At 72.0% G+C, this 25,781-nt stretch carries 21 protein-coding genes; 11 read left to right on the top strand and 10 right to left on the bottom strand.

Features of this window, described 5'->3' with window-relative positions; genetic code table 11:
• Positions 1 to 6 precede the first annotated feature (6 nt).
• Together pip and QE381_RS11540 are read right to left on the bottom strand one after the other, a co-directional pair.
• Positions 7 to 981 (bottom strand): prolyl aminopeptidase, encoded by a 975-nt coding sequence (pip, locus tag QE381_RS11545; protein WP_307218317.1) that lies wholly within the window; start codon positions 979 to 981, stop codon positions 7 to 9.
• 71 nt (positions 982 to 1,052) lie between these two features.
• Entirely contained in the window at positions 1,053 to 1,259 is a 207-nt protein-coding gene (locus tag QE381_RS11540; protein WP_307220487.1) for a helix-turn-helix domain-containing protein, read from the bottom strand.
• A gap of 275 nt (positions 1,260 to 1,534) precedes the next feature.
• Between QE381_RS11540 and QE381_RS11535 the strand changes: the two genes are divergently transcribed.
• From QE381_RS11535 to QE381_RS11515, 5 genes are all read left to right on the top strand, one after another.
• Entirely contained in the window at positions 1,535 to 2,890 is a 1,356-nt protein-coding gene (locus tag QE381_RS11535; protein ID WP_307218315.1) for a DUF11 domain-containing protein, read from the top strand.
• 38 nt (positions 2,891 to 2,928) lie between these two features.
• Positions 2,929 to 3,534, top strand: a complete 606-nt coding sequence (locus QE381_RS11530) for a class F sortase (RefSeq protein WP_307218313.1) — start codon at positions 2,929 to 2,931, stop codon at positions 3,532 to 3,534.
• 205 nt (positions 3,535 to 3,739) lie between these two features.
• A complete protein-coding gene (locus QE381_RS11525) occupies positions 3,740 to 4,057 on the top strand; it encodes a hypothetical protein (RefSeq protein WP_307218312.1) in 318 nt (105 codons plus the stop codon).
• A 94-nt stretch (positions 4,058 to 4,151) separates the two neighbouring features.
• Positions 4,152 to 5,933 (top strand): sodium:proton antiporter, encoded by a 1,782-nt coding sequence (locus QE381_RS11520; protein ID WP_307218311.1) that lies wholly within the window; start codon positions 4,152 to 4,154, stop codon positions 5,931 to 5,933.
• Positions 5,926 to 6,357: a recombinase family protein gene (locus QE381_RS11515; protein ID WP_307218309.1), complete on the top strand. Its 432-nt coding sequence runs from the start codon at positions 5,926 to 5,928 to the stop codon at positions 6,355 to 6,357. Before QE381_RS11520 ends, QE381_RS11515 begins: the two co-directional genes overlap by 8 nt.
• Before the next feature lie 19 nt (positions 6,358 to 6,376).
• Here the strand turns inward: QE381_RS11515 and QE381_RS11510 are convergent, their stop codons facing one another.
• From QE381_RS11510 to QE381_RS11495, 4 genes are all read right to left on the bottom strand, one after another.
• Complete coding sequence (locus tag QE381_RS11510) at positions 6,377 to 6,949, bottom strand: DNA-3-methyladenine glycosylase I (protein WP_307218307.1); 573 nt, start codon at positions 6,947 to 6,949, stop codon at positions 6,377 to 6,379.
• A gap of 77 nt (positions 6,950 to 7,026) precedes the next feature.
• Positions 7,027 to 9,138 carry an acyl-CoA dehydrogenase gene (locus QE381_RS11505; RefSeq protein WP_307218305.1) on the bottom strand — a complete coding sequence of 704 codons (2,112 nt, stop codon included), beginning with the start codon at positions 9,136 to 9,138 and terminating at the stop codon, positions 7,027 to 7,029.
• 194 nt (positions 9,139 to 9,332) lie between these two features.
• A complete protein-coding gene (locus QE381_RS11500) occupies positions 9,333 to 11,123 on the bottom strand; it encodes a glycoside hydrolase family 3 protein (protein WP_307218303.1) in 1,791 nt (596 codons plus the stop codon).
• Position 11,124: 1 nt separating this feature from the next.
• The gene (locus tag QE381_RS11495; protein WP_307218301.1) at positions 11,125 to 12,423 is read right to left on the bottom strand and encodes an MFS transporter; all 1,299 of its coding nucleotides are present in this window, start codon (positions 12,421 to 12,423) and stop codon (positions 11,125 to 11,127) included.
• A gap of 146 nt (positions 12,424 to 12,569) precedes the next feature.
• On the opposite strand from QE381_RS11495, the gene QE381_RS11490 reads away from it, so the two are divergent.
• Positions 12,570 to 13,844: a TetR/AcrR family transcriptional regulator gene (locus tag QE381_RS11490; protein WP_307218299.1), complete on the top strand. Its 1,275-nt coding sequence runs from the start codon at positions 12,570 to 12,572 to the stop codon at positions 13,842 to 13,844.
• 40 nt (positions 13,845 to 13,884) lie between these two features.
• On the opposite strand, the gene recQ is transcribed toward QE381_RS11490, so the two are convergent.
• From recQ to QE381_RS11470, 4 genes are all read right to left on the bottom strand, one after another.
• Complete coding sequence (recQ, locus tag QE381_RS11485) at positions 13,885 to 15,852, bottom strand: DNA helicase RecQ (RefSeq protein ID WP_307218297.1); 1,968 nt, start codon at positions 15,850 to 15,852, stop codon at positions 13,885 to 13,887.
• Positions 15,853 to 15,906: 54 nt separating this feature from the next.
• Entirely contained in the window at positions 15,907 to 16,974 is a 1,068-nt protein-coding gene (locus QE381_RS11480; protein ID WP_307218294.1) for a 2,3-butanediol dehydrogenase, read from the bottom strand.
• A gap of 141 nt (positions 16,975 to 17,115) precedes the next feature.
• Complete coding sequence (locus tag QE381_RS11475) at positions 17,116 to 18,285, bottom strand: glycoside hydrolase family 3 N-terminal domain-containing protein (protein ID WP_307218292.1); 1,170 nt, start codon at positions 18,283 to 18,285, stop codon at positions 17,116 to 17,118.
• A 154-nt stretch (positions 18,286 to 18,439) separates the two neighbouring features.
• Entirely contained in the window at positions 18,440 to 20,947 is a 2,508-nt protein-coding gene (locus QE381_RS11470; RefSeq protein ID WP_307218290.1) for an RNA helicase, read from the bottom strand.
• Between the two features lie 57 nt (positions 20,948 to 21,004).
• On the opposite strand from QE381_RS11470, the gene QE381_RS11465 reads away from it, so the two are divergent.
• The 5 genes from QE381_RS11465 (at position 21,005) to QE381_RS11445 (ending at position 25,779) form a co-directional block, all read left to right on the top strand.
• The gene (locus QE381_RS11465) at positions 21,005 to 21,337 is read left to right on the top strand and encodes a GNAT family N-acetyltransferase (protein ID WP_307218287.1); all 333 of its coding nucleotides are present in this window, start codon (positions 21,005 to 21,007) and stop codon (positions 21,335 to 21,337) included.
• On the top strand, positions 21,334 to 22,326 hold the full coding sequence (locus QE381_RS11460) for a pirin family protein (RefSeq protein ID WP_307218285.1): 993 nt from the start codon (positions 21,334 to 21,336) through the stop codon (positions 22,324 to 22,326). The genes QE381_RS11465 and QE381_RS11460 overlap by 4 nt, the downstream gene beginning before the upstream one ends.
• A gap of 163 nt (positions 22,327 to 22,489) precedes the next feature.
• On the top strand, positions 22,490 to 23,038 hold the full coding sequence (locus QE381_RS11455) for an ECF transporter S component (RefSeq protein ID WP_307218283.1): 549 nt from the start codon (positions 22,490 to 22,492) through the stop codon (positions 23,036 to 23,038).
• Between the two features lie 156 nt (positions 23,039 to 23,194).
• Entirely contained in the window at positions 23,195 to 24,964 is a 1,770-nt protein-coding gene (locus QE381_RS11450; RefSeq protein WP_307218281.1) for an ABC transporter ATP-binding protein, read from the top strand.
• Positions 24,961 to 25,779 carry an energy-coupling factor transporter transmembrane protein EcfT gene (locus QE381_RS11445; protein ID WP_307218279.1) on the top strand — a complete coding sequence of 273 codons (819 nt, stop codon included), beginning with the start codon at positions 24,961 to 24,963 and terminating at the stop codon, positions 25,777 to 25,779. Before QE381_RS11450 ends, QE381_RS11445 begins: the two co-directional genes overlap by 4 nt.
• Positions 25,780 to 25,781 lie beyond the last annotated feature (2 nt).

Raw genomic sequence — 25,781 nt, 5'->3', positions numbered from 1 at the left:
AACGGGTCAGCCGGCGAACCGGTCCGTGGCACGGCGGAGGGACTCGGCGATGCCGGGCTCGCTCGCGGCATGCGAGGCGTCGGGGACGACCACGAGCTCGGCCTCGGGCCACGCGCGATGCAGATCCCAGGCCGTCATGATGGGCGTGCACACGTCGTAGCGTCCCTGCACGATCACGGCGGGGATGTGGCGGATGCGGTCGACGTCCTCGATCAGCTGTCCCTCGCGGAACCATCCGCCGTGCACGAAGAAGTGGTTCTCGATGCGCGCGAACGCCGTCGCGGTGTCAGGGTCGGTCATGGCCTCGACCGTGCCCGCGTCCGGGAGCAGCGTGAGGGTCGAGGCCTCCCACCGCGTCCACGCGAGCGCCGCGGGCCGGTGCACCTGGGGGTCGGGGTCGAACAGGCGACGGTGGTAGGCCTCGATCAGCCGCGAGCGCTCCAGCACCGGGATCTCTGCGAGATAGTCCTCCCAGAGGTCGGGGAAGATCGCCGACGCGCCCCCCTCGTAGAACCACTCCAGCTCGTGCCGGCGGAGGGTGAAGACGCCGCGCAGCACGATCTCGGTCACCGCTTCGGGGTGGCTCTCGGCGTAGGCGAGCGCCAGCGCGCTGCCCCACGAACCGCCGAACACCTGCCACCTCTCGATGCCGAGGTTGCGACGCAGCAGCTCGATGTCGGCGACGAGGTGCCACGTGGTGTTGTAGGTCAGGTCGGCGTCCGGCGCGCTCGCGTGCGGCGTGGACCTGCCGCATCCCCGCTGGTCGAACAGCACGATCCGGTACCGTTCCGGGTCGAAGAAGCGGCGATGCCACGCGCTCGTGCCGCCGCCCGGCCCGCCGTGGAGGAACACGACGGGCTTGCCGTCGGGGTTGCCGGACTGCTCCCAGTAGAGCCGATGGCCGTCGCCGACCAGCAGCATGCCGGTCTCGTACGGCTCGATCGGCGGGTAGAGCACATCGTCGAGCTGGGCCACCGTCATGGGATCACGCTACTGCCAGACCGGCACGATCGCCGGGAACGCCTGACCCCCCGCGGCGCGGACGACCGCCGTCAATCCCTCGCCGAATCGTCCCGCAGAAGATCCAGAGGATCGACGTGCAGATCCTCCGCGAGCGTCTCGAGGGAACGCAGGCTCAGGTTGCGAAGCCCCTGCTCGATGCTGCCGATGTAGGTGCGGTGGTAACCGAGGCGTTCTGCGAACTGCTCCTGACTGAGGCCGAGCCGCTGCCGGTGTGCACGCATGTTCCGACCGAGCACCCGCTGCAAGTCACCTTCCACCGGGGCCACACTACCCGCGACAGGTAGATCCCGGCGTTCGAGGTGTGCTACTTATAAGTAGCGACCCGTCAGTGGGGCGCGAGGGGGATGACACGGGTGATCACCAGGGATTCACAGCGCGGTTGCTCCGCCGACGTGTCCGCCGAACCTCACGACAGCGCATCGCCGCGCGGGTACGGCGCGATGCGAGGAGAAGGAGGAAGACCATGAGAACGACACACCCGAGAGCACATCTCGCCAGAGCTGCGAGGGTGATGACCCTCTCGCTCACGGCCGGGGCTCTCGCCACGATGGCGATCGCGTCGCCCGCGTCAGCGGCCACGACGCTCTCCCCGCTCCATCCCGACGGAGGCCCCTCGGCCCCCCTCGCCGACGGCGCCGTCGGATATCAGCTGGATCCGTCCACGCCGGCGCAGTACGACCCGGCGACGACGACGCACCAGGTGGGGAGCTTCCGGGACGCCCCCTCCGACTCCGGCCAGGTGCGGGCCCGAGGCTTCGAAGGCACCTTCGACGTGACCGTCAGCAACAGCGGCGGCGGGCGGGCGTCCTTCAACAGCTCGTCGGACGGCACCCTCCCCGTGATGCGAAACCCGACGCAGACGCCTCCGGTGGGAACGCAGTACTCCGACAGCTGGCAGTTCGTCGGCGAGACGGGCACGTGGACCTACACGTACGACTTCTCGGGCCTGTCCGGCGGCCGCCTTCCCGCGGGCGCGATCCTCAGCGCCAACGACGTCGACGTGTGCAACGGCACGACCTCGGAAGGGGCCGCTTTCGCCTCCGATGCACCGGGCGACTGGCTGCAGTACTGGAGCAACGAGGGCACGGGAGACCCCGCCACGGTCACGCAGGACGGAACCACGTACTCCCTGGCGCCGAAGTCGCCGTGCAACAACGACTCGTCGCGCGACAACGTGACCGAGACGTTCCAGACCACGCGCGAGCTGACCAGGCTCACCGTGACGCTGCAAGGGGTCGTGCCCGGCAGTTCCGGTTCGGGGCTGTGGTGGGAGCTGCTCGCACCGACCGTTCCCCTGACCCCCGACCTCTTCCTCAGCAAGACGACTCCCGTCCGGGACGCCGCCCCGGGCCAGGAGGTCACCTACACGATCAGCGCCATCAACTTCGGCACCGCGCCGGCCACGGGCGTCTCGTTCAGCGACCGCCTCCCCGAGGGGATGACCTTCGTCTCCGCGGATGCAGGCGGACGGTACGCCGACGGCGTCGTCACGTGGGACGTCGGCGACATCGACTCCGGAGGCAGCGCGACGGTCCACGTGACCGTGAGGATCGGTGCGCTCTCGGGCATCGTCGTCAACACGGCGGTCGCCTCGGCCTCCGACACCTGCGCCGACGTGGTCAGCCAGCCCAAATGCGAGAGCTCCTACGCGCTCGGAATCACCCCGACTCAGACACAGCCGACATCCCCCGCATCTCCGACGGCGGCGCCCGCGGCCCTCGGCCCCCACGTGAACACCGGCGGCACCGCGGTCTCCGACGGCCACGGGACGGTGCCGCTCGCGCTCGCTCTCGGCGCGTCGCTCACGGCCGTCACGGCGGGCACCGTCTGGCTGCTGATTCGTCGCAAGGTCGCCGGCTCGCGATGATGGACCGGCGCTCGAAGCGCCGCGCCATGGTGGTCGCTGTGATCGTTGCAGCGACCACCATGGCGGTGGTCGTGTCCGCGGTGCTGCTGATGTCTCCGGGACGGACACCCGGGCATGCTCCTGCGATCAGCATGGACGGCCGTCCGGTCGAGCTCGATCCGGGTACGACGGCGGTCCCCCGCGAGCAGTCCCGCGCGGTCGACGACACGGGCGCCGTCTTCGAGGTCCCCTCGGTCGGGCTCAGCGTGCCCCTGGGAGCGATCGATGAGACCGACGGAGAGATCACCCCGCCCGGCTATCGGTCCGCATACTGGGTCAGGAACCTGGGCGTCTCGGTCGGCGATGCACGGGCAGGCACCGTCTACGTCGTCATGCACGCGCTCCGCGGCGGCGGCACAGCGCCGGGAGACTACCTGACGGACGTACCCGGCGGGCGGTCCACGCTGCACGCGGGCGAGTCGGTCGTCGTGTCCGGGGTCCGCTACTCGGTGACCGCGACGACGACGGTGACCAAGGACGAGCTCCCCTACGACGCACAGGTGTGGGCCGACGTCCCGGGCCGGCTGGTCGTCATCACATGCCTCGAGAAGCCGGACGGAAGTCCGTCGACGCAGAACATGATCGTCTTCGCGGAGACGACCTGACTCCTCGAGTCCTGCCTGACACGCCGGCGCGGAGGCACCTGCGCGTCTCGTCTCACGACCCCCGGATGACCCCACCGGCATATGCGAATCCGCGCGTCCGCGCGGTTCGACATCCGATCGTCCTCCCTGCGGCTGGACTCCGAGCCGACCGTCAACTTGGCTGGGTAGCCCTCGCCGCGTCATCGCAGCTGGATAAGGAGCCCCTATGACCGACGTCCCAGCGCCGTCCCCCTCGTCCGATCCCTGCCCGGAGTGGTGCTGCGGCGATCACGACGAGGAGGGCTATCACCAGAGCTGCTTCGAGATCCTCCCGGCGGTCGTGCCACTGCCCCCGGGATGCGACGGAGAGGGGAGGAGCGAAGAGGCGACCGAGCTGAGCGTGGCCGCCTATCGATATTCTCACTCGTCCGCGGTGTGGGTCGCGATAACAGAGGGGCGGCAGACCCTGGACGTCTCCCTCGAGAGCGCCCGACGGCTCCACGCATGCCTCGCCCGTCTCCTCGAGCAGCTCGAACGGGTGTAGGCGGCCGATCCGCCCGGAGGCGCAGCGACGCTCCGCAGGGGGAAGAGGCTGCCGCGGCACAATAGGCTCGTCGGGAATCGGAGGGGAGAAGCGCGTGGAGACCCTCGTCGTCATCGTGATCGGGATCGTCGTCATCACGATCGTGACCGCCATCGGGCAGCGGGTCAACATCGCCGCGCCCCTCGTCCTCGTCGCGGTGGGCCTGCTCACGGCGCTGACGCCCTTCATCCCCAACCTCCGGCCCGTCGACCCCGAGATCATCCTGATCGGCGTGCTGCCGCCGCTTCTCTACTCCTCGGCGATCAACCTGCCCGCGATCGAGTTCCGGCGCGACTTCCGCCCCATCGCCGGCCTGTCGGTGTTCCTCGTGATCATCAGCTCGGTCGTGCTCGGGCTCTTCTTCTCCTGGGCGATCCCCGGGCTTCCGCTCGCGGTGGGCGTCGCGCTGGGCGCCATCCTCTCGCCCACGGACGCCGTCGCCACCTCGATCGTGAAGCGCGTGGGGCTCTCGCCGCGCGTGGTCACGATGCTCGAGGGCGAGAGCCTGCTGAACGATGCGACGGCGCTCGTGCTGCTGCGCACCGCGACGATCGCGATCGCCGGGTCGTTCTCGATGGGCCTCGCGATCGGCACCTTCCTCTGGGGCGTGCTCGTCGCGATCGTCATCGGCGGCGTGATCGGCTGGCTGACGCTGCGACTGCGGGCGTGGATCGGCAATGCCGCCGCGAACACCGCCCTGAGCTTCGCCATCCCGTTCATCGCCTATCTGCCGACGGAGGCCCTGGGCGGCTCCGGTCTCGTGTCCGCGGTCGTCGCGGGCGTCGTCATCGGCCAGGGCGCCGCCCGCTGGCTCACCCCCGAGCAGCGCATCTCCGACGCGTTGAACTGGCGCACCATCGAGCTCATCCTCGAAGGCGGCGTCTTCCTGCTGATGGGTCTCGAGCTCACCGATGTCGTGACCAAGAACCTGACCGAGCACGACGGCCTCTGGCACGGCACCTGGCTCGCCCTCGCCGCCCTCGCCGCCCTCGCGATCATCGTCCTCGTCCGCGCCGTGTACGTCACGCTCCTGCTCTGGGGGCAGGGACGGAGAGCGCGTCGCTATGCCCGCTTCGACCTCGACCGCATCGGCACGCGACTCGACGCCCTGGAGAGCGGCGAGCCCGTGACCTGGGAACGGGACGGCGCACGCACGAGGACGTCCCGGCGGCGGACACGGGCGCTGCCGAGGGACCCCGAGGCGCGCGCCCGCCGCATCGGCGACATCCGCCGCCGGGTCACACGGCTGGCGGCCGACCTCGACTACTACCGCAGCTCGCCGCTGGGCTGGAAGCACGGCACCGTGATCGTCTGGGCGGGGATGCGGGGCGTCGTCACGCTCGCCGCGGCCCAGACGCTGCCGATCGACACGACGCACCGTCCGCTGCTCGTCTACATCGCGTTCGCGGTCGCCGTCGTCAGTCTGCTCCTGCAGGGCTTCACCCTGCCGCCGCTCGTGCGGGCGCTGCGGATCCGCCGCGCCCCCGAGGCGAACGAAGGCTCCGACGACGAGGCGCTGCAGGACGAGCTGCGCGAAGCGGGCGCGGCGGTGCTGCGCAACGACAGGCTCGCCCGGCGCGACGGCACGCCCTTCTCGCCGGATATGCTCCAGCGGGTCGGGGCACGGCTCGCCGAGCCACCGGACCCCGACATGACCGGGGAGCTTCGTGAGAGGCTGGAGCTGCGCCTGGTGATGATCGAGGCGATGCGGCGACGCCTGGTCGAGGTCACCTCGACCGGCAGATACAGCTCGGCACTCCTTCGACGCACGCTGGCCGAGCTCGACGCCGACCAGCTGAGCCTGGAACTGAAGATCGCGGGGAACACGGATGACTGACGCAACAACCGGTCCGCTTCCGGTGCCGCACGCCGCGGCGGAGTGTCCGCAGTGCTTTCACGAGCTCGAAGCGGACGACAACTGGTGGCGGGCTCGCCCGGCGGGCGCACGCCTCGTCGGCGTCGTCGTCAACCGCGACGACATGCCCTCGGTCGTGGAGCAGCGGGCGCAGCTCGCGCGCTTCGGGGTTCCGATCCACGGATTCCGGCACCCCTCGCCCGAGCCGCTGGAGAGCTGGGAGCAGCGACTCGCGCGGCTGTTCGGGCACCTCGGGAGAGGGGATGTCGTGGTGGTGACGAGCGTGCACGCCCTCGGCCGCGACATCGCGGAGGAGACCCGCACGGTCGCAGAGCTCCAGCGACGCGGCGTCGTGGTCAAGGTGCTCGGTCACGGCGCGGCGCACCTGTTCGACACCGGACGCTGACCGCCCCGGCTCGACCGCCTCAGGCAGCAGCGCGCCAGCACCCCGCGACATGGTCGTCGACCATCCCGGCCGACTGCATGAGGGCATACATCGTGGTCGGCCCGACGAAGCGGAACCCCCGGCGGCGCAGCTCTGTGCTCAGGGCCGTCGACTCCGCCGTCACGGCGGGCACCTCGGCCAGGGACGACGGATGCGGCGCCTCCGGCGGCGCGAACGACCACAGCAGCGCGTCGAACTCGCCCGGAGCCATCGCCGCGACACGCACGGCGTTGCCGATCACGGCCTCGATCTTGGCGCGGTTGCGGACGATGCCGGCGTCCGTCATGAGCCGTTCCACGTCATCGGGACCGAAGGCGGCCACGGCGGCAGGCTCGAAGCCGGCGAACACCTCGCGGAAACGCGGCCGCTTGCGCAGGATCGTGATCCACGAGAGTCCCGCCTGGAACCCCTCGAGGCTCGCCTTCTCGAAGAGCGCACGGTCGCCCCGCAGCGGGCGGCCCCACTCCTCGTCGTGGTAGCGGACGTACTCGGGGTCGGCCCCGACCCAGCCACAGCGCGCACGGTCGTCGGAGCCGGTGACGAGGTCGATCATGCCGCCACCCTACGACCGGGCTCCGACATCGCCGCCCACCCGACCGTTGCGGACAGGCGACGAGAGCCTCGACTCCGCTACCTCTTGGACTTCTGCAGCGACTTCTCCGAGACGGGCGCCTCGCCCGAGGCCGCGAGCGCGGCGTAGTACGCCGCCGCCTCGTCCTGGCGGGCCTGCTCGGCGCCGGAGGCGATGGGGGCGCGCACGTGCTCGGGCTCGAAGCCCCAGGCATCGACCAGGTCCTGAGCGTGCGGGCGGAGCCGCAGGCACAGTCGATCGATGTAGCGCGAGACCGCGCCCGCACGCTGTGCCGACAGCCGGCCGTTGATCAGGTACCAGGCCAGGTGCTTCTCGATCAGCGAGAGACCGAACAGGTCGCGAACCCAGGTGAGCACCTGGAGCGTGCCGTCGTCGCTCACCTGGTGCAGCGCGTCCGTGAACGCCTCCCACTGCAGCAGCTCCGCGTGGGCACGCGCCGCCTCGATGAGCGTCGCCTGGTTCTCGTTGAACAGTGCCGCGGCCGCCTCGGGCGACAGCTTGGATGCCGGACGCAGCCGCCCGGCGATGTCCGAGACCATACGCTGCACCCGCCCCGCGAGCAGCTCGTGCTGCTGGTCCTCGCGCAGACCGAACTCCACCGACCGCGCGGTCGAGCCGAGATCGGCGACCGTCTGGCCGAGCTGACGCAGCCCCGCGCCGTGGAAGACCTTGCCCGCCGTCTGGCCGACAGCGAAGCGGGCGAGCGCGGCGGCGTCCGCGCCCTTGAACTGCTTCGCGAAGTCGCCGAGCAGGCGCTTGCCCACCAGCTGCAGGAGGATGTTGTTGTCTCCCTCGAAGGTGGCGAACACGTCCAGGTCGGAGTGGAGACCCACCAGCCGGTTCTCGGCGAGGAAGCCCGCGCCGCCGCAGGCCTCGCGGCACTCCTGGATCGTGTCCAGGGCGTTCCAGGTGCTGAGGGGCTTCAGCGCCGCCGCGAGCGTCTCGAGGTCCTCCCGCTCGGCCGGGGTGTCGGCCGAGCCGCCGAAGACGCCGTCGAACTTCTTCAGGAACTCGTCGTGGGCGAACGCCTGCGCGTACGCCGTCGCGATCCGGGGGATGAGCCGGCGCTGATGCTTGCCGTAGTCCAGCAGCACGACCTCGGGCGTGCCGGAGCCGGAGTCGAACTGCCGCCGCTGGTTGGCGTACGTCACGGCGATCTTCAGCGAGAGGGCTGCGGCCGTCGTCGCGGCGCCGTCGAGCGAGATGCGTCCCTGCACGAGGGCGCCGAGCATCGTGAAGAACCGGCGGCCCGGGCTCGGGATGTCGCTCGTGTAGGAGCCGTCCTCGGCCACCTGCCCGTATCGGTCGAGGAGGTTGAACCGGGGCACGCGCACGTGGTCGAAGTGGAGGCGGCCGTTGTCGATGCCGTTGAGGCCGCCCTTGACGCCGTCGTCCTCGCCGCCGACGCCGGGCAGGAACGCGCCGTTCTCGTCGCGGATCGGCACGAAGAAGCAGTGCACGCCGTAGTTGACGCCGCCCGTGATCAACTGCGCGAAGACCGTGGCGGCACGCCCGTGCAGCGCCGCGTTGCCGAGGTAGTCCTTCCAGGCCCCGCGGAACGGGGTGTGGATGACGAACTCCTCGCTGTCGGGGTCGTAGGTCGCGGTCGTGCCGATGGCGGCCACATCCGAGCCATGGCCCGTCTCGGTCATCGCGAACGCTCCCGGCAGCCGCATCTCCGCGACATCCCGGAGCCACGCGTCATGGTGCTTCGTGGTGCCGAGCTGCTGGATCGCGGCGCCGAACAGGCCCCACTGCACACCCGCCTTGATCTGCAGGCTCGGGTCCGCGAGCACGAGCTCCTCGAAGCCCGCGATGTTCGCGCCGTTGTCGTCCTTGCCGCCGTACTCCTCGGGGTAGGCGCGCGCCGACGCCCCGTGCTCGACGATCAGGTGCAGCTGCCCGAGCACGCGCTCGCGGTGCTCCGCCACCGTCAGCCCGTCGATGCGCCAGAACGCCGGGTCCTTGATCATCTCGCGCGCCTCGCGCCGCGTCTCGGCCCACGTTCCGAGCAGCATGTCGGTGACGGCGGAGACGTCGATGCGCGGCTCGGCCGCCTCGGCCGCGCTGCGCGGGGCGGCAGGCGCGCCGCCGGCGGGAGTGCGAGTGCTGGTCGCGGGCTTGCGGGAACGGATGACGGTGTCGGCCATGACGCCACCTTTCAGCGAGGAGGGACAGCGGAAGTCACTATCGACGGTAGGACTTCCACAACATCACCCCAACTCGGTTGGCCACCTCGCACAACGTCGCGGGGCGACGTCTCGCACGATCGTTGTGTCCTCCCCACAGGCCCGCCCGGGCCCTCGCCCCCCGCGGTCATCGCCGGGGCGGGGGGCGGAGCGGGTCAGAGGGACAGGCCGTGGCCGAACCGGAACAGCGGATCGGCCGTGTCGAACGGCACGTCGGGGCGGGAGGCCTCGACCGCCGCCATCGACCGGGGCACATCGAAGGGCAGGGCGCCGCGCGCGGGCACCGCGCCCGACAGCACGTCCAGCAGCGCGGCCGCGCTCGAGCCCCAGTTGGCCGTCACGGCGGCCGCGGCGGACACGATGGGCGCGAGGATCGCGGGGCGGTCCAGGAACACGTCGACGACGGTCGGCACGGATGCCGACACCTCGGCGATGTGCGCCAGCAGCGCGGCCGGGAGCTCGAGCGATCCCGCGTGGAAGAAGTTCTCGAAGGCGGTAGCGCGCTCCTCGTACGGCGCCGCGATCCGGAGGATCGCCAGATCGGCCTCGGCGGGGGTCCCGACCACCTCGCCGTAGGCGGCCGCCGCCGCCGGGTCGATGCCCTCGACGTAGAGCCTCGTCCCGCGGGCGAACGGCAGCACCGGCGTCCCGTTCTCGGGCGTCCGGTTCGACAGCACCGCGATCGAGGCCTGCTGCGCCGCGAAGCCCGCGGCCCGGAACGGCTCCGAGCCCACGATCTCGTCGGCGGCGTCGACATCCACGTAGGGGTCGTCGAAGAGCCCGAGCACGAACTTCTCGCGCAGCAGCCGTCGCGCCGAGACGTCCAGGCGCGCCTCCGAGACCGCCCCCGAGCGCACGAGCTCGATCAGCACGTCGGTGCACGACTCGCCGCCGAGCTGGTCGGCGCCGGCCTCGAGGATCTTCGCGACCCGCTCGGGCCGCGACAGGTGCTCGACGCCCCACGCCCGCGCCGGGAAGGGCTGGCCGAGGATGAGGGAGTCGGTCACGAGCCCCCAGTCCGTGCAGACGATGCCGTCGAACCCGAGTCGCTCCCGCAGGAGCCCGGTCAGCACGGCCTTGTTGAACCCGAACCCGACCTCTTCGTAGCTCGTGCCGACCGGCATCCCGTAGTACGGCATGACCTGGCTCGCGCCCGCCTCGAACACGGCGGCGAACGGCTTCAGGTGGAGCTCGAACGCGTCGCCGGGGTAAACCTGCTCCCGCCCGTACGCGAAGTGGGGGTCTTCGCCGTCCTTCTGCGGGCCGCCGCCGGGGAAGTGCTTGACCATGGTCGCCACCGACTCCGTGCCCAGCGTCTCGCCCTGGAACCCGCGGACGTAGGCGGCACCGAGCTCGCTCGTGAGGTCGGCGTCCTCGCCGAAGGTCTGCAGCGCGCGCGCCCATCGCGGCTCCGTGGCGAGGTCGACCTGAGGGTGCAGGGCCACCCGCAGCCCGACGGCCGTGTACTCGCGACGGGCGATGTCGCCGAAGGTGCGCACGAGCTCCGCGTCACGTGTCGCGGCGAGCCCGAGCGGCTCCGGCCACTGCGAGAACGGGCCCGCCATCATCGCGGCGCCCGGGTTCTCGCTGAAGGAGTGACGGGGGTCGGTCGACACGGTCACCGGGATGCCGAGCCTGGTCGAGGCGGCGAGCTCCTGCAGCCGGTTGTGCCAGCGGGCGATCTCGCCCGCTGTGGGAGCGGCGCCGAGCAGGTTGAAATGCGTCATGTGGCGGTCGAGGACGTACTCCTCGGTCGAGGGGAGACCGAAGTCCGGCTCCCCCGTGGACAGCTCGCCGCCGGGGCCCATCCGGATCATGGTGTGGAAGAAGAGCCCGGCCTTCTCCTCCACCGTCATCTCGGCCAGCAGCAGCTCCACACGCTCCGCGACCGGCAGGCTCGCATCGAGCCAGGGCCGGGCGCCGGTGATCGTCTCCGTCGTGGTCATCTCACTTCACTCCCTTGATGCGGTACACGAAGACCGCGCCGGCGAGCGCCACGAGGGCGCCGAACAGGTAATAGACGGTATAGCCGCCGAGCGCCGTCGTCGCTCCCAGCGCGATGATCCCGGGGGCGATCGCGGGAGCGATCGACTGGGGCAGCGCGTTCGCGATGTTGAGCACCCCGAGGTCTTTCGCCGTGTCGTCGGGGTTGGGCAGCACCTCGGTCGCCAGCGCCAGGTCGACGGAGAGGAACGATCCCGCCCCGAGGCCGATGATCGCCTGGGCGATGATCAGCACGGGCAGGCTCGGCGCGAACGCCAGCAGCACGAGACCGACGACCATGATGAGTCCGGCGAGCGCGACGAAGGGGCGACGCTTGCCGATCTTGTCGGAGAGCCACCCTCCCAGCGGGCTGGAGATCATCATGGCGACCATGGAGGCGACGTTGGCCAGCAGGATGATGCCCGTCGCTCCCTTCTCGTCGAGCTGGAACCGCTCGGTGAGGTAGTAGGGCAGATAGGTCGCGATGCCCGCGTAGCCGAACATGACGAGGAACTTCGTGAGCCAGGTCCACCCGAAGTCGGGGTGGGCCGCCGGGTTGAACACGAACGAGCCGAGGAACTGGCCCACGGTGAAGCGCTGCGCCGGCTTCTCGGCGAGGCGGCGGTCCCGGAGGATGAGGCAGAACAGCACGACGAGGACCACCGCGATCACGGCGGGAACGAAGAAGCGCAGGAAGTCGTCGGCGATGAGGTTGGTGAGGAAGCTGCCGCCCAGGACGCCGAGGGGGGTCATGATCCCCACGACCCCGGACACCCTGCCGCGGCCGCCGACAGGCACCTGATCGGGGATCGTGGCGTTGGCCGCAGCGAGGACCGCGTTCATCGAGGCCTGCGCGAGACACCAGGCGACCAGCACGACCCACACGCTCGTCGCCGCGCCGATGAGGACGAAGGAGCCGAGGCCCACGAGCACGCCGCCCAGCATCCAGGGCCGGCGCATGCCCCACCGCGAGGTCGTCCGGTCCGAGAGGCGACCGACGAGCGGATTGGCCACGAGCGCGAAGAGCGCCCCGATGCCGAGCACGAGGCCGAGACTGCCCGTGGCCCCCGCGGGGTCGATGTGCTGGATCTTGAACGCCATCGCGACCATGACCGGCGTCAACAGCGCCAGGTAGATGCCGAAGTTCACTCCGGCCAGCGCGGGCGTGTAACCCCGAGGAGTGCGCGAGGGGGTCGTCCCCGGCGCCTTGAAGCCGGTCGTGCCTGCGGCGGCGGCACTGGCGGCGGCTGACAGCTCTGTCATCTCGTGTCCTTTCACGCGTGACGCCTGGCCTGCCTCGGCGGCGTCGAAAGCACGATACACCCGAAACAGACCGACTGGTAACCATTTCTCGATCGACTGGTATCGTCTCGATCACCGCGGTAGCGGTAGCCTCGACGGAGACGGCCATGACGACGACATCCCCCGAGCGCGGCATCCCGACGCGCGACGTCGGCGCCCTGACCGCACGCGGTGCACGCACGCGGGAGCAGATCCGTTCCGCTGCGCTGGGGCTCTTCGTCGACCCCGGCTACCGCGCCACCTCGCTGCGCGACATCGCCGCCGCAGCCGGCCTCAGCCACCCGGGGCTGCTGCGCCACTACCCCTCGAAGGACGACATCCTGCGGGACCTCGTGGCCGAGTTCGAGTCGGTGAACGCGGAGTGGGTGCGGGAGCGCCAGCGCTCGCACGCGCCGCTGAGCGCCGCCGACCTCGCCCGCCGCAACGCCGAGCGTCCGGGGTACCTCGCGGTGTTCACAGCGCTCGTCGGCGAGGCGACCGCATCCGGTCACCCGGCCCACGACGAGATGCGCCGCCGGTACGCCCGGATGCAGTCGAGTCCGGCGACCGAGCAGGCTCGCGCCTACGGCGCGGGCCGCGACCTGCGCGTGGAGACCCGCCGGCTGATCGCGGGATGGGACGGCCTCCAGATCATGCAGCTCTACGCCCCCGACCGAGTGGATGTCGCGCGGGAGCTCGACCGGGACGCCGAGCTCGTCGCGCGCCCGTACGCAGACGGGGCCCCGCCCCGCCCGCCCACCGGCATCGCGCCCTCCCCGCTGCCGGAGATGCGCCTGCCGAGCGCCCCGATCCGCCCCCACGGCAACAGCGCGGGGCGGGCCCGCCGCGATCGCATCCTCCGCGACGCGACCGCCCTGTTCGCGCGGGAGGGATACGGCGACACCAGCATGCGCTCGATCGCCGAGCGCGTCGGCGTGTCGAAGTCGGCGCTGTTCCATCACTACCCGACCAAGGAGGACCTGCTGCAGGCGGTGCTGTCCGAACGCGACAAGGAGATCGGCCGCGCGCTTCCGATCCTCAGCGCGACGACCGCGGCCGCCGCGCTGCGCGAGATCCCCGACGGCGCCGCACGGAACGCGACCGCCGCCCCCGGGCTGATCGAGGTCTACACGGTGCTCTCGTGCGAGGCGACCGCCTCCCGGCATCCCGCGCACGCCTACTTCTCGAAGCGGTTCCACGCCTCGATCGACATGTTCCGCGCGCTCTTCGAGGCCGCAGCCGCCGACGGCGACCTGCCGCCCCATCGCGATCCCGAGCACGAGGCCGTCTGGCTGGTCGCGCTGTGGGACGGCCTCCAGATCCAGTGGCTCTACGACCGGGAGAACGTGGACATCGCCGCGATCCTGCGCACCCACCTCGAGGACGTGCTGCCACGACGGTGACCGCCCGGGCGGGACGGCGGCGCGCCCGAAGACGGGGAGGTCAGTGCGCCGCGATGACCTCGAGCACGGCGTCGCCGTAGGCCTCGCGCTTCTTCGCTCCGATGCCGGTGATCCCCTCGAGCTCCCCCGGGCGGGAGGGTCGCTGCTCGGCGAGCGCGCGGAGGGTCGCGTCGCCGAACACGATGTACGCCGGGACCCCCTGCTCGCGCGCGGTCTCGGCCCGCCAGGCACGCAGCGCCTCGAACAGCTCGCGGTCACCGTCGGCGACGTCCGCAGATGCCGCGGGCTTGCGCGTGCGGGAGACCGTCACGCGGCCGATCGTGTCGCGCCGGAGGGGGACGGGCGTCTCACCGCGCAGCACACCGGACGCGTCGTCGCCGAGCGCGAGGGTGCCGTACTCGCCCTGCGCCACCAGGATGCCGCGGGCCAGCAGCTGGCGGACCACCGAGCGCCAGTCGGCATCGGAGAGGTCCTGCCCGATGCCGTACGTCGCGAGCTGCGCGTGCCCCATCCGGCGGATGCGCTCCGTGTCGGCGCCGCGCAGGATGTCGATGAGGTGCCCCGCACCGAACGCCTGCCCCCGCTCGCGCTGCAGCCGGACGATCGTGGACAGGAGCTTCTGCGCCGGGACGAGGCCGTCGAACGTCTCGGGCGGCGTGAGGCACGTGTCGCAGTTGCCGCAGGCGCCGGACTCCTGCCCGAAGTAGCCGAGCAGGTTCTGGCGGCGGCATGCCACGGTCTCGCACAACGCCAGCATCGCGTCGAGGTGCTGCTGCATGCGCCGCTTGTGGGCGAGGTCGCCCTCGGACTGGTCGATCATGCGGCGCTGCTGCACGACGTCGCCGAGGCCGTAGGCCATCCAGGCGACCGAGGGCTCGCCGTCGCGGCCCGCGCGGCCCGTCTCCTGGTAGTACCCCTCGACCGACTTCGGCAGGTCGATGTGCGCGACGAAGCGCACATCGGGCTTGTCGATGCCCATGCCGAAGGCGATCGTCGCGACCATCACGATGCCGTCATCGCGGAGGAAGCGGCTCTGATGGGATGCGCGGACGGGCGCCGGCAGCCCCGCGTGATAGGGCAATGCGTCGATGCCCTGACCGCGCAGGTAGTCGGCGGTCTGCTCGACGCTCTTGCGGCTGAGCGCGTACACGATGCCCGCCGCGCCCTCGGGCTGGCTGCGGATGAACGCCAGGAGCTGGCGCCGCGGATCGACCTTGGGCTCGATGCGGTACTGGATGTTCGGCCGGTCGAAGCTCGCCACGAAGTGACGCGCGTCCGGCAGCCGCAGCCGCTCGGCGATCTCGCGGTGCGTCGCGCGGGTCGCCGTCGCCGTCAGCGCCATGCGCGGCACCCCGGGGAAGTCGTCGGCGAGCGCGCCCAGCTGCAGGTAGTCGGGGCGGAAGTCGTGGCCCCACTGCGACACGCAGTGGGCCTCGTCGATCGCGATGACGCTCAGCCGGCCGCGCTGCAGCAGCGCCTTGGTCGCCGGCAGGTTGAGACGCTCGGGCGCGACGTAGAGGAGGTCGAGCTCGCCCGCGACGAACATCTGCTCGGTGAGGCGGCGCTCGTCGGGCGTCTGGGTCGAGTTGAGATACGCCGCCCGCACGCCGTTGGCGATCAGCGCGTCGACCTGATCGTGCATGAGCGCGATGAGCGGGCTCACGACGAGCCCCGTTCCCTCGCGCACGAGCGCGGGCACCTGATACGTGACGCTCTTGCCGCCGCCCGTGGGCATCAGCACCACGGCGTCGCCGCCCGCGACGACGTGCGCGACGATCTCGGCCTGGTCGCCGCGGAACGCGTCGTACCCGTAGACCTCGGCCAGGACCGAGAGGGGATCGGCGCCCGTCAGGTGGCGGCGGGGAGCGGATGCCTCCCCCACCGCCGTCGACTCGTCGGGGGGCGGTGCGAACTCGTCGTCGGGGGCCCAGTCATCCGGCGGGACCCAGTCGTCCGGAAACGCGTCGAAGCCCGGTTCGGTCCAGGAGTCGGGATGCGGCGCACTCACCCGTCCAGGGTAACGACCGCCGCCGACGCCCGGGCCGGGCGTCGGCGGCACAGATCACAGCCGCGGGTCGACGAGGATCTTGACCGCCGTCTCGTTGCGGTGGATGAGGGTGTCGAAGCCCTCGTCGACGAGGTGGTCGAGCCCGATGCGGCCCGTGATGAAGGGCTTCAGGTCGACCTTGCCCTCCTGCACGAGCCGGATCGTGTCCGGGTGGCTGTTCACGTAGCCGATCGTCCCCCGCAGATCGACCTCTTTGAGCACGAGCTTCTGCATGTCGAGCGAGCCGGGATGTCCCCAGATCGAGACGACGACGATGACACCGCGGGGCTTGACCGCCTCGAACAGGGTGTCCAGCGCAGGCTGCACCGATGTGCACTCGAAGGCGACGTCCGCACCGACCCCGCCGGTGAGCGCTCGCACCTCGGCGACGACGTCGACCTCGCGCGGGTCGAAGACGTGAGCGGCCACCCCCGTCTCGAGCGCCTTCTCGCGCCGCAGCGCGCTCGGCTCCGAGATCGCGACCGTGACCCCCTCGGCCGTCAGCACGGCGGCCGTCAGCAGCCCGATCGGGCCGGCGCCCGTGACGAGGGCGAGGTCGCCCCGCTGGGCGCCCGACCGTCGATACGCGTGGTAGCCGACCGACAGCGGCTCGATGAGCGCCGCCTCGTCGAGCGGGATGTCGGGGCCGATGGGGTGCACCCAGCGGCGCTGCACCACGATCTTCTCCGCCAGCCCGCCGCCGCGTCCCGCCAGCCCGATGAAGTTCATGTCGGGCGAGAGGTGGTAGGCCATGTTGGCCTCGCTCGTGTCGACGTCGTCGCGCACGATGTAGGGCTCGACGACCACGTGGTCGCCGGGGGCGAGATCGGTGACCCCGGCTCCCACCGCGTAGACGACCCCCGACATCTCGTGCCCGAGCGTGACGGGAGCCGACTCGCCCGAGATCGGATGCGGGTGACCCGCGGGAGGCACGAAGATCGGTCCGTCCAGGTACTCGTGCAGGTCCGTGCCGCAGATGCCGCAGTAGGCGACGTCGATGCCGACCGTTCCCGGTTCGACCTGCGGCTCCGGGATGTCCTCGATGCGGATGTCGCCGCGGTCGTAGTAACGTGCAGCCTTCATGGCAGGGTCTCCTCCACTCTCGTGCGGAGCGCACATCCGCTCCGCGGATCGGGGACGATCGTGTCGCCCCGTTCTCCACGCTACGCGCACGGGAGCGCCCGGGGGCGGCCACGGGCCGGGGAAAACCCCGCCCCGTGCGGGTCAGCGGAACGAGCTCTTGAGCTCCACGATGCGTCGGGCCGACGCATCCACCAGCGCCGCGAACGACGGATCGTTCTCCGCCTGCTTCAGCACGGCGTCGTACATCTCCGGGAACACCGAGGGATCCGCCGAGACGAGCAGGAGGTCCACGCCCGCGCGGATCGCGAGCACCGCGCGGTCGCCCGGCGCCCATTGCTGCACCTGCGCGGCGGCGGAGAGGTCGTCGGTCGTGACGACGCCGTCGTAGCCCAGACGTCCGCGGAGGAGACCGGTCACCACCGGCGGCGAGAAGGCGGCGGGGGCGGCGGGATCGATCTGCTGGTACACCGCGGTCGAGACCATCACGACCGCGGGGCCCTCCGCGAGCAGGGTCCGGTAGACGTCGACGTCGGGGGAGTCCGGCCCGATCGCGGTGTCCACCACGTCGGCCGACACGTCCGTGTTGCCGGCGACCCGCCCGAGGCCCGGGAAGTGCTTGAAGGTCGGCAGGACGCCGGCTGCCCGCATCCCCTGCGCGAAGGCGCCCGCGCACGCCGCGACGGTCGCCTCGTCGTACCCGTACTCACGGTCGAGCGCGCCGATCGGCGGGTTCTCGCCCGCCGTGTCGGGGCTCGTGACGATGTCGGCGACCGGGGCAAGGTTCATGTTCACGCCCGCCTTCGACAGCGAGCCCGCCCACCCGAGCGCGCTGGCCCGTAGCGTGTCGCAGCCGTCGGTCGCCTGCGTCACGGCCGAGGGGATGTCGTCGAAGCCGGGGCCGGAGAGCACCTGCACGTCCCCGCCCTCCTGGTCGGTCGCGACCCAGAGCGCGGGCGAGGTCGTGGGGTTCGCGCCGGTGAACTGCGAGACCAGGGAGGAGGTCGCGTCCACGCCGGCGGACGACCGGCCGTGCAGGAAGACGCCCCCGATGCGCTGGCTCTGCACGGCCGCGAGGGTCTCGGGGGTGACGCCGTCGACCGAGGTCCCCACCATGAACAGCTGCCCGACACGGTCCTCGAGGCTCATGCCGGCGATCGGATCCACCGTGCGCGTCGGCGTCGGCGTCGGGGTGGCGGACGCCGTGCGCGAGGAGGAGGGGGAGGGCGCCGGTGGCTCCGGCGCGCAGCCCGCGAGGAGGGCCAGCACGGCCAGAGCCGCGACGGGGAGGGGCACCCGCGACCGTGTCTGCATCCCCTCAGTCTCGCGCGCCGCACATCGCCAGGCCAGCCCGTGGACAAACCCGGCATCGACGGCGCCGACGTGGCACACTATGCGCCGGCGGTGGGAGATGATCACCGTTCCGTTGGATGTGCTCGACCGCGAGTCTCACCGAGAGGGAGACGGCCTAGAGCCGCACGACCTCTGTGACCCGCACTGCGGCGGCGCCCTCCTCGGCGGATGCGGCGAGATCGACCTCTGCGCGGATGCGCCAGTCGTGGTCGCCCGCGGGGTCGTCGATCGTCTGCTCGACCCGCCACACGCCGTCGGATGCGTCGGACTCGTCGATCACGCACAGCGCGGGCGAGCGCGCCGCGCCGCCCGTGCCGATCCCGTCGTGCTCGTCGTAGTAGCGGTCGAGCACCGCGGGCCAGTCGACATCCGGATCGAGGGCCGCCAGATCGTCGTCACGCTGGAGCGCCGCGAGCTGGATGCGCCGGAACAGCTCGTTGCGCACGAGGACCGTGAAGGCGCGGCGGTTCGCGACGACCGACGGCGGAGGCGGCGGCACGACGACCTCGCCCTCGGCCGCGGGGTTCACCAGCGCCTCCCACTCATCGACGAGGCTCGAGTCGACCTGCCGCACAAGCTCGCCGAGCCACGCGATGAGATCGAGCAGCTCCGGCGTTCGCGCCTCGGCGGGGACCGTCTGGCGGATCGCGCGGTAGGCGTCGCTGAGGTAGCGCAGCACGAGCCCCTCGCTGCGGCCGAGCTGATAGGCGTTCACGAACTCGGCGAACGAGAACGCCTGCTCGAACATGTCGCGCACGACCGACTTGGGGCGCAGCTCGAAGTCGCGCACCCAGGGCTGGCTCGAGGCGAACGTCTCGAAAGCCTGGGACAACAGCTCCTGGAGCGGCTTCGGATAGGTGATCTCCTCGAGCGCCGCCATCCGCTCCTCGTACTCGAGCCCGTCCCGCTTCATGGCTGCGACCGCCTCCCCGCGGGCGCGGAACTCCTGCTGCGACAGGATCGCCCGAGGGTCGTCGAGGGTCGCCTCGATCACACTGACGACATCCAGCGCGTAGTGGCCCGTCCCGACGGATCCGGACGCATCCTCGGGATCGAGCAGCCCGATCGCGGCGAGCGCGAACGGCGAGAGCGGCTGGTTGAGCGCGAAGTTGGGCTGCAGGTCGACCGTGAGCCGGATCTCCCCGGAGCCGGGGACCACCTCGACCACGCCGGCCGCCCGCAGCGTGCGGAAGATCGCGAGCGCCCGGCGGGCGAGCGCGTACTGCTGCGCCCGCGTCTGGTGGTTGTCGAACACGAGCGAGCGCACGTTCGAGAACACGTCGCCGCCGCGGCCGATGACGTTGATGAGCATCGCCGCCGTCAGCTGCAGCTGCGGCACGAGCGGTTCCGGCTCGGCATCCCGCAGCCTCTCGAACGACCCCTCACCCCAGTTGACGACCCCCGTCGGCGCCTTCTTGCGGACGATCTTCTTCCGCTTGGCCGCATCGTCGCCCGCCTTGGCGAGCGCGACCGCGTTCTCGACCTCCCACTCGGGCGCCATCACGACGACGTTGCCGTGCGGGTCGTACCCCGCGCGGCCCGCGCGGCCGGCGACCTGGTGGAACTCGCGGGCGGTGAGCTGCCGCATCCGTGTGCCGTCGTACTTGCTGAGGGCCGTGATGAGCACGGTGCGGATCGGCACGTTGATGCCGACGCCCAGCGTGTCGGTGCCGCAGATCACCCGCAGCAGGCCCCGCTGGGCGAGGGTCTCGACGAGCCGGCGGTATCGCGGCAGCATGCCCGCGTGATGCACGCCGATGCCGGCGCGCACGAGCCGCGACAGCGTCTTGCCGAAGCCGGTCGTGAAGCGGAAGCCGCCGATCGCCGCGGCGATCTCGTCGCGCTGCGCACGGCTCGCGATCTGCACGCTCGCGAGCGCCTGGGCGCGCTCCATCGCCGCGGCCTGGGCGAAGTGCACGACGTAGATCGGCGCCTCGCGCTCCTCCAGCAGGTTGTGCACGACCTCGTGCACCGGGCGCCGCGCGTAGGAGAAGTGGAGCGGCACGGGGCGTTCGGCGCCCGTGACCTCCACGACCGGCCGGCCCGTGCGGTGGGTGAGGTCCTCCGCGATGCGGGTCGTGTCCCCGAGCGTCGCCGACATGAGGAGGAACTGCGCGCGCCGCAGGAGCAGCAGCGGCACCTGCCACGCCCATCCGCGATCGGGGTCGCCGTAGTAGTGGAACTCGTCCATCACGACCTGGTCGAGGTCGGCGTCCGGGCCCTCGCGCAGCGCCAGGTTGGCGAGGATCTCGGCCGTGCAGCACACGATCGGCGCGTCCGGGTTGACCGCCGAGTCGCCCGTGACCATGCCCACGTTCTCGGGGCCGAACACGTCGACGAGCGCGAAGAACTTCTCGCTGACGAGGGCCTTGATGGGTGCCGTGTAGTACGAGCGGCCGCCGCGGGCGAGGCTCGCGGCGTGCGCGGCGATCGCCACGAGCGACTTGCCGGTGCCGGTCGGTGTCGACAGGATCACGTGCGCGCCGGAGACGAGCTCGATCGCCGCCTCGTCCTGCGCCGGGTAGAGCGTGAGGCCGCGACCGGAGGCCCAGGCGACGAACGCGTCGTACACCGCATCCTCGTCGCCGACCGCGGCGCGGACGGTCTCGAACAGGGCGGTCACTGTACGAGTCTGCCCCACCTGCGTAGCGTGGGGACCACGACCCCGGGAGGAGCCCCCATGAGCGAGCCGCTCGAGAACGTCACCGTCACCCGCAACGACGAGGCCGGACGCTACGAGATCCACGTCGGCGACGTCCTCGCCGGGTTCACCGTGTTCGAGCCGGACGGCGCGGGACGCCTCGTCTTCCCGCACACCTCGATCGACAACGCGTTCGCGGGACACGGGCTCGGCTCGGTCCTCGTGGCGGCGGCGCTGACGGATGTCGCGGCCCGTGGCGAGACCATCGTGCCGCTGTGCCCGTTCGTCGTGAAGCACCTGCGGAGCCACGAGGTGCCGGGGCTGACGGTCGAGTGGCCGGAGCCGCGCGCGACCGAGGGGTTCGCGGAGTGACCCGGCTCGACGCGGAGCCCGAGGAGGCGGTCGCGGAGGAGCCGTCGCCGCCCGCGGGGCCCCGGTCCCTGCTCCTGGAGGCGCGCGACGTGCCCCTCGGCGGCGTGCGTGCGATGGAGGTGCACCGCAGCCTCCCGCAACGCGACCTGCCCACCGTGGGCGCGTGGTGCTTCCTCGACCGGTTCGGGCCGCAACGCGCGCGGATGCGGGTCGAGCCGCATCCGCACATCGGCCTGCAGACCGTGACCTGGCCGATCGTGGGCGAGGTGCGCCACCGCGATGCGGTCGGCAGCGATGTCGTCATCGCCCGCAGCCAGCTGAACCTCATGACCAGCGGCGCCGGGATCTCGCACTCCGAGTACTCGGTCGGCGAGGGCGAGGTGCCGCTGGACGCGCTGCAGCTGTGGGTCGCGCTGCCCGAGTCGCGCCGGCACGGTGGGCCGGCCTTCGAACGGCACGAGCGGCTGCCCGAGATCGCGCTGCCGACCCGCGATGGCCCGGACGCCGTGGCCACGGTCGTGATGGGGGAGCTCGCCGGGGTGAGCTCCCCCGCGACCGCCTACACGCCCATCGTCGGCGCGGAGCTCCGCATCCCCCAGGGGGCGGTGGTCACCGTGCCCCTGCACGAGGAGTGGGAGTACGCGCTGGCGGGCGTCCACGGGCACGGCGCCCTCGCGCTGGACGGCGGGGCGGAGCCATCCGTGCGCCCGGAGCAGCTGCTCTACCTCGGCACGCAGCGCGCCCGGATCGAGATCGCGGCGCCGGACGCGGACACGACGCTGTTCCTGCTCGGCGGGGAGCCCTTCGAGGACGACATCGTGATGTGGTGGAACTTCGTGGGACGCTCGCACGACGAGATCCTCGCGGCCCGCGACGAGTGGGAGGCGGGTTCGCCGCGGTTCGGGCACGTGGTCGGGCACGGCGACGAGCGCATCCCGGCGCCGCCGCTCCCGCACGTGCGGCTCACGCGGCGCCGACGGCGACTGTAGCCCCGGCAGGCCCGCGCCGGATCAGGACGTTCGGCGCGGGCAGGAGGTTCTGCCGGCGCTCTCGCCTGCGGCGGCGAGATGGCCTGATCCGGATGCGGTGCGCCCCGGGTTTCGCACGGCCCGCTCCCGCCTGCGCCCGCCCGCGGACAAGTACGCTGGGCACGTGGCCCGAACCTCCGTCCTCTCGACGCGCGTCCTGCTGACGTGCGCCGCGATCGGCGTCGCGACGGGCCTGCTCGGCGGCCTCGCCGGCTGGATCACCTACCCGGTGCTCGCCGTGGCCGCCCCGCTCTACGGCTTCGTGCTGGGCGTGCACGTCCTCCCCGGCATCATCGCGCAGGAGGTCCTCCGCCTGCCGTGGGTGGCGCTGCTCACGCATGTGCTCGCCGCGCTCGTCGCCAGCGCGATCGGACCGCAGTGGACGCTCCGGTTCCTGGGCACGGCGATCCTGTTCGGCGGCATCCAGGAGGTCATCGCAGCGCTGACCCGGTACCGCTCGTGGGCGGCGTGGCGGTTCTTCGTCTCGGGCGCGGTCATCGGGCTCGTGATCGCCGTCGCCGTCTTCTTCGCCGCCCACATCGGGGGCATGCCGCTGTGGGCCCAGATCCTCTACCTGGTGCTCTCCGTCGTCGCCCCCGTCCTCTGGACCGCGGTCGGGCTGGGCGTGGGCACGGGCCTGCGCCGGGCGGGCATCACCCGCGTGCGGCGCTGAGCCGAACGGCGGGGATCGTCCCCGACACGCCGCGGCCGCGAGGGTGGCGACGGCGTGTCGCGCAGGATCCCCGCAGATGCGGACGTCGGCGCACCCCTCGCCCGTCAGGTTAGGGTGGGCTAACCTAGCAGGACCCGCCCCGACCGTCTGGATGCCGTGTCCTCCCCCGCCGCCACCGCCGCGCCCGCTCCCACGCCGGCGCCGCTCGCCCGGCTCGAACGCGTCTCCATCACGCACGAGGATGCGCCGGAGGCGACCCCGAAGGGGGTGTCGTTCGAGATCGCGCGAGGCGAGGTCGTGCTGCTGCTCGGCCCGAGCGGCTCCGGGAAGTCGACGCTCGCGCTGGCACTCGACGGCCTCATCCCGCACTCCGTGCCCGCCGCGGTCGCGGGTCGCATCGAGGTCTCGGGAGTGGACACCGCGACGACCACGGTCGCTCGGCTGAGCACGCACGTGGGGATGGTCTTCCAGGATCCGGATGCGCAGCTCGTCACCGGGACCGTGCTCGACGAGGTCGCCTTCGGCCCGGAGAACCTGCGGCTCCCGGTCGACGAGGTGCTGCGCCGCGCCGAGGCTGCCCTGCGCCGGGTCGGACTGTGGGAGCGGCGGCACGAGAACCCCGACCGGCTCTCGGGCGGCGGCCGCCAACGCCTCGCGATCGCCGCGGCCCTGGCGCTCGGCTCGCCTCTGCTCGTGCTCGACGAGCCCACGGCCAACCTCGACCCCGCCGGCATCGAGGACGTCTACGCGGCCCTCGCCGACCTCGTCGCCGCCGGCGATCACGGCATCCTGCTGGTCGAGCACAACCTCGACGCCGCCATCGGGTTCGTCGACCGGGTCGTGGTGCTCGACGGCGAGGGGCGGCTCGTGGCGGACGGCCCGGCCGAGCAGACGCTCCGCGAGCGCGCCGGGGAGCTGCACGACCTGGGCGTCTGGCTGCCGACGGCGACGCTCGCCGCACTCCGACTGCACCGCGCCGGCTACCGGCTCGACCCCCTTCCCCTCACGCCCGATCAGCTGCATGCGGCGCTCGTGGCGCATCCCCCGCTGGCGGATGGCGCGCCCCCGCCTCGCGCAGACCACGGCCGAACCGCTCCCGGCGTGCGGGTCGCGCACCTCACGCTCCGCCGCGGCCGGACCACCGTGCTGCACGACGTCTCGCTGGAGGTGCCCGCGGGCTCGTTCACCGCGATCGTCGGCGCCAACGGAGCCGGGAAGACGAGCCTGCTGCAGGCCATCGCGGGGGTCGTGCCGCCGCCGCGCGGCACGGTGCACCTCGGCGAGGTCGATGTCGCGCGCGCCGATCCGCGCTCGCTCCCCTCCCGCATCGGCTTCGTGTTCCAGAACCCGGAGCATCAGTTCGTCGCGCACACCGTGTTCGACGAGGTCGCGCAGGGCCTGCGCCGGCAGCGGCTCGACGAGGCCGAGGTGCGCGAGCGGACCGTCGCGCTGCTCGATCGGTTCGGTCTGGCGGAGATGGGCGAGCGGCATCCGTTCCTCCTCTCCGGCGGCCAGAAGCGACGCCTCTCGGTCGGGACGGCGCTCGTGGCCGGCGCGCCCGTGGTGGCGCTCGACGAGCCGACGTTCGGCCAGGACCGCGCCCGCGCCGAGGAGCTGCTGCGGCTGCTGCAGGACCTCAACGACGAGGGCACGACCGTGCTCGTCGTCACGCACGACATGCAGCTGGTCAGCGAGCACGCCGACCGCACCGTGGTGCTGGAGTCCGGACGGGTCGCCGCCGCGGGGCGAACGGGCGAGGTCTTCGCCGATGTGGCGCTCATCGAGCGCGCGGGCCTGCGCCTGCCGCCGCTGCGACGCGCCCTCGGCGGGTTGTCGCAGCATCCTTCACTCGCCTCCGCGACGCGCCTCGCCGACCTCCCCGGCGCCGACCTCGCCGCGCCCCACTCGCCGGGAACGCCGGGATGAGTCTCGCGATCGACCCCTTCGCCCCCGCGCCGCCCGCGACCGCGGTGCGGTTCCTGTACCGGCTCAATCCGCTGTCGAAGCTCGCCGCCGTGATCCCGGCGACCATCGCGCTCGTGTTCGTGCGCGATCTGGCCACGCCGATCGCCTTCCTCGTCCTCTCCTACGTCACGCTTCTGATCGGCGTCCGGATGTCGGCGCGGCTGTCGGGCGTGCTGCTCGGCGCGATCCCCGGCGGGATCCTGCTGATCGGATGCGGCTTCTCGCTCTGGGTGGATGCGAGCCGGGTGGCCGACACGTCCGCCGTCCTCCGCCTCGGCGACTGGACGCTGTACGCCGGCGCGCTCTCCCTCGGGTTCGCGACGGCGCTGCGGCTCGGGGCCATCATCGCGCTCGCCCTGGTCGCGGGGATGAGCACGGCCGGTCCGGACCTCGCGCGGTCGCTCGTGCAGCAGCTGCGCGTGCCCTACCGGGTCGGATACACCGCTCTCGCGGCGTTCCGGTTCGTGCCGCGCTTCGCCTACGAGCTCGAGGTCATCCGCCAGGCGCACCGCGTGCGGGGCGCCCATGCCGGCCGCACCCCCTGGGCCGCAGCCGCACGCGGCTTCGGCTACGTCGTCCCGCTCCTGGCCGGCGCCATCCGGCACGCCGAGCGGGTCGCGATGGCGATGGACGCCCGCGCGTTCGGCGCCTACCCGACCCGCACCGAGCGCCACCTGGTTCCCTTCCGCGCGCGCGACGTCGTGTTCATCGTGCTCGCCTGGGCAGCCTCGGCCGCCGTGTTCGCACTCACCGCCCCCGGGAACGCCCCGCTCTGATC

This window comes from Microbacterium sp. SORGH_AS_0888 (assembly GCF_030818905.1).
Taxonomy (GTDB): domain Bacteria; phylum Actinomycetota; class Actinomycetes; order Actinomycetales; family Microbacteriaceae; genus Microbacterium.
The sequence above is the reverse complement of the archived record's forward strand: the minus strand, read 5'-3'. Positions and strand labels throughout refer to the sequence as shown.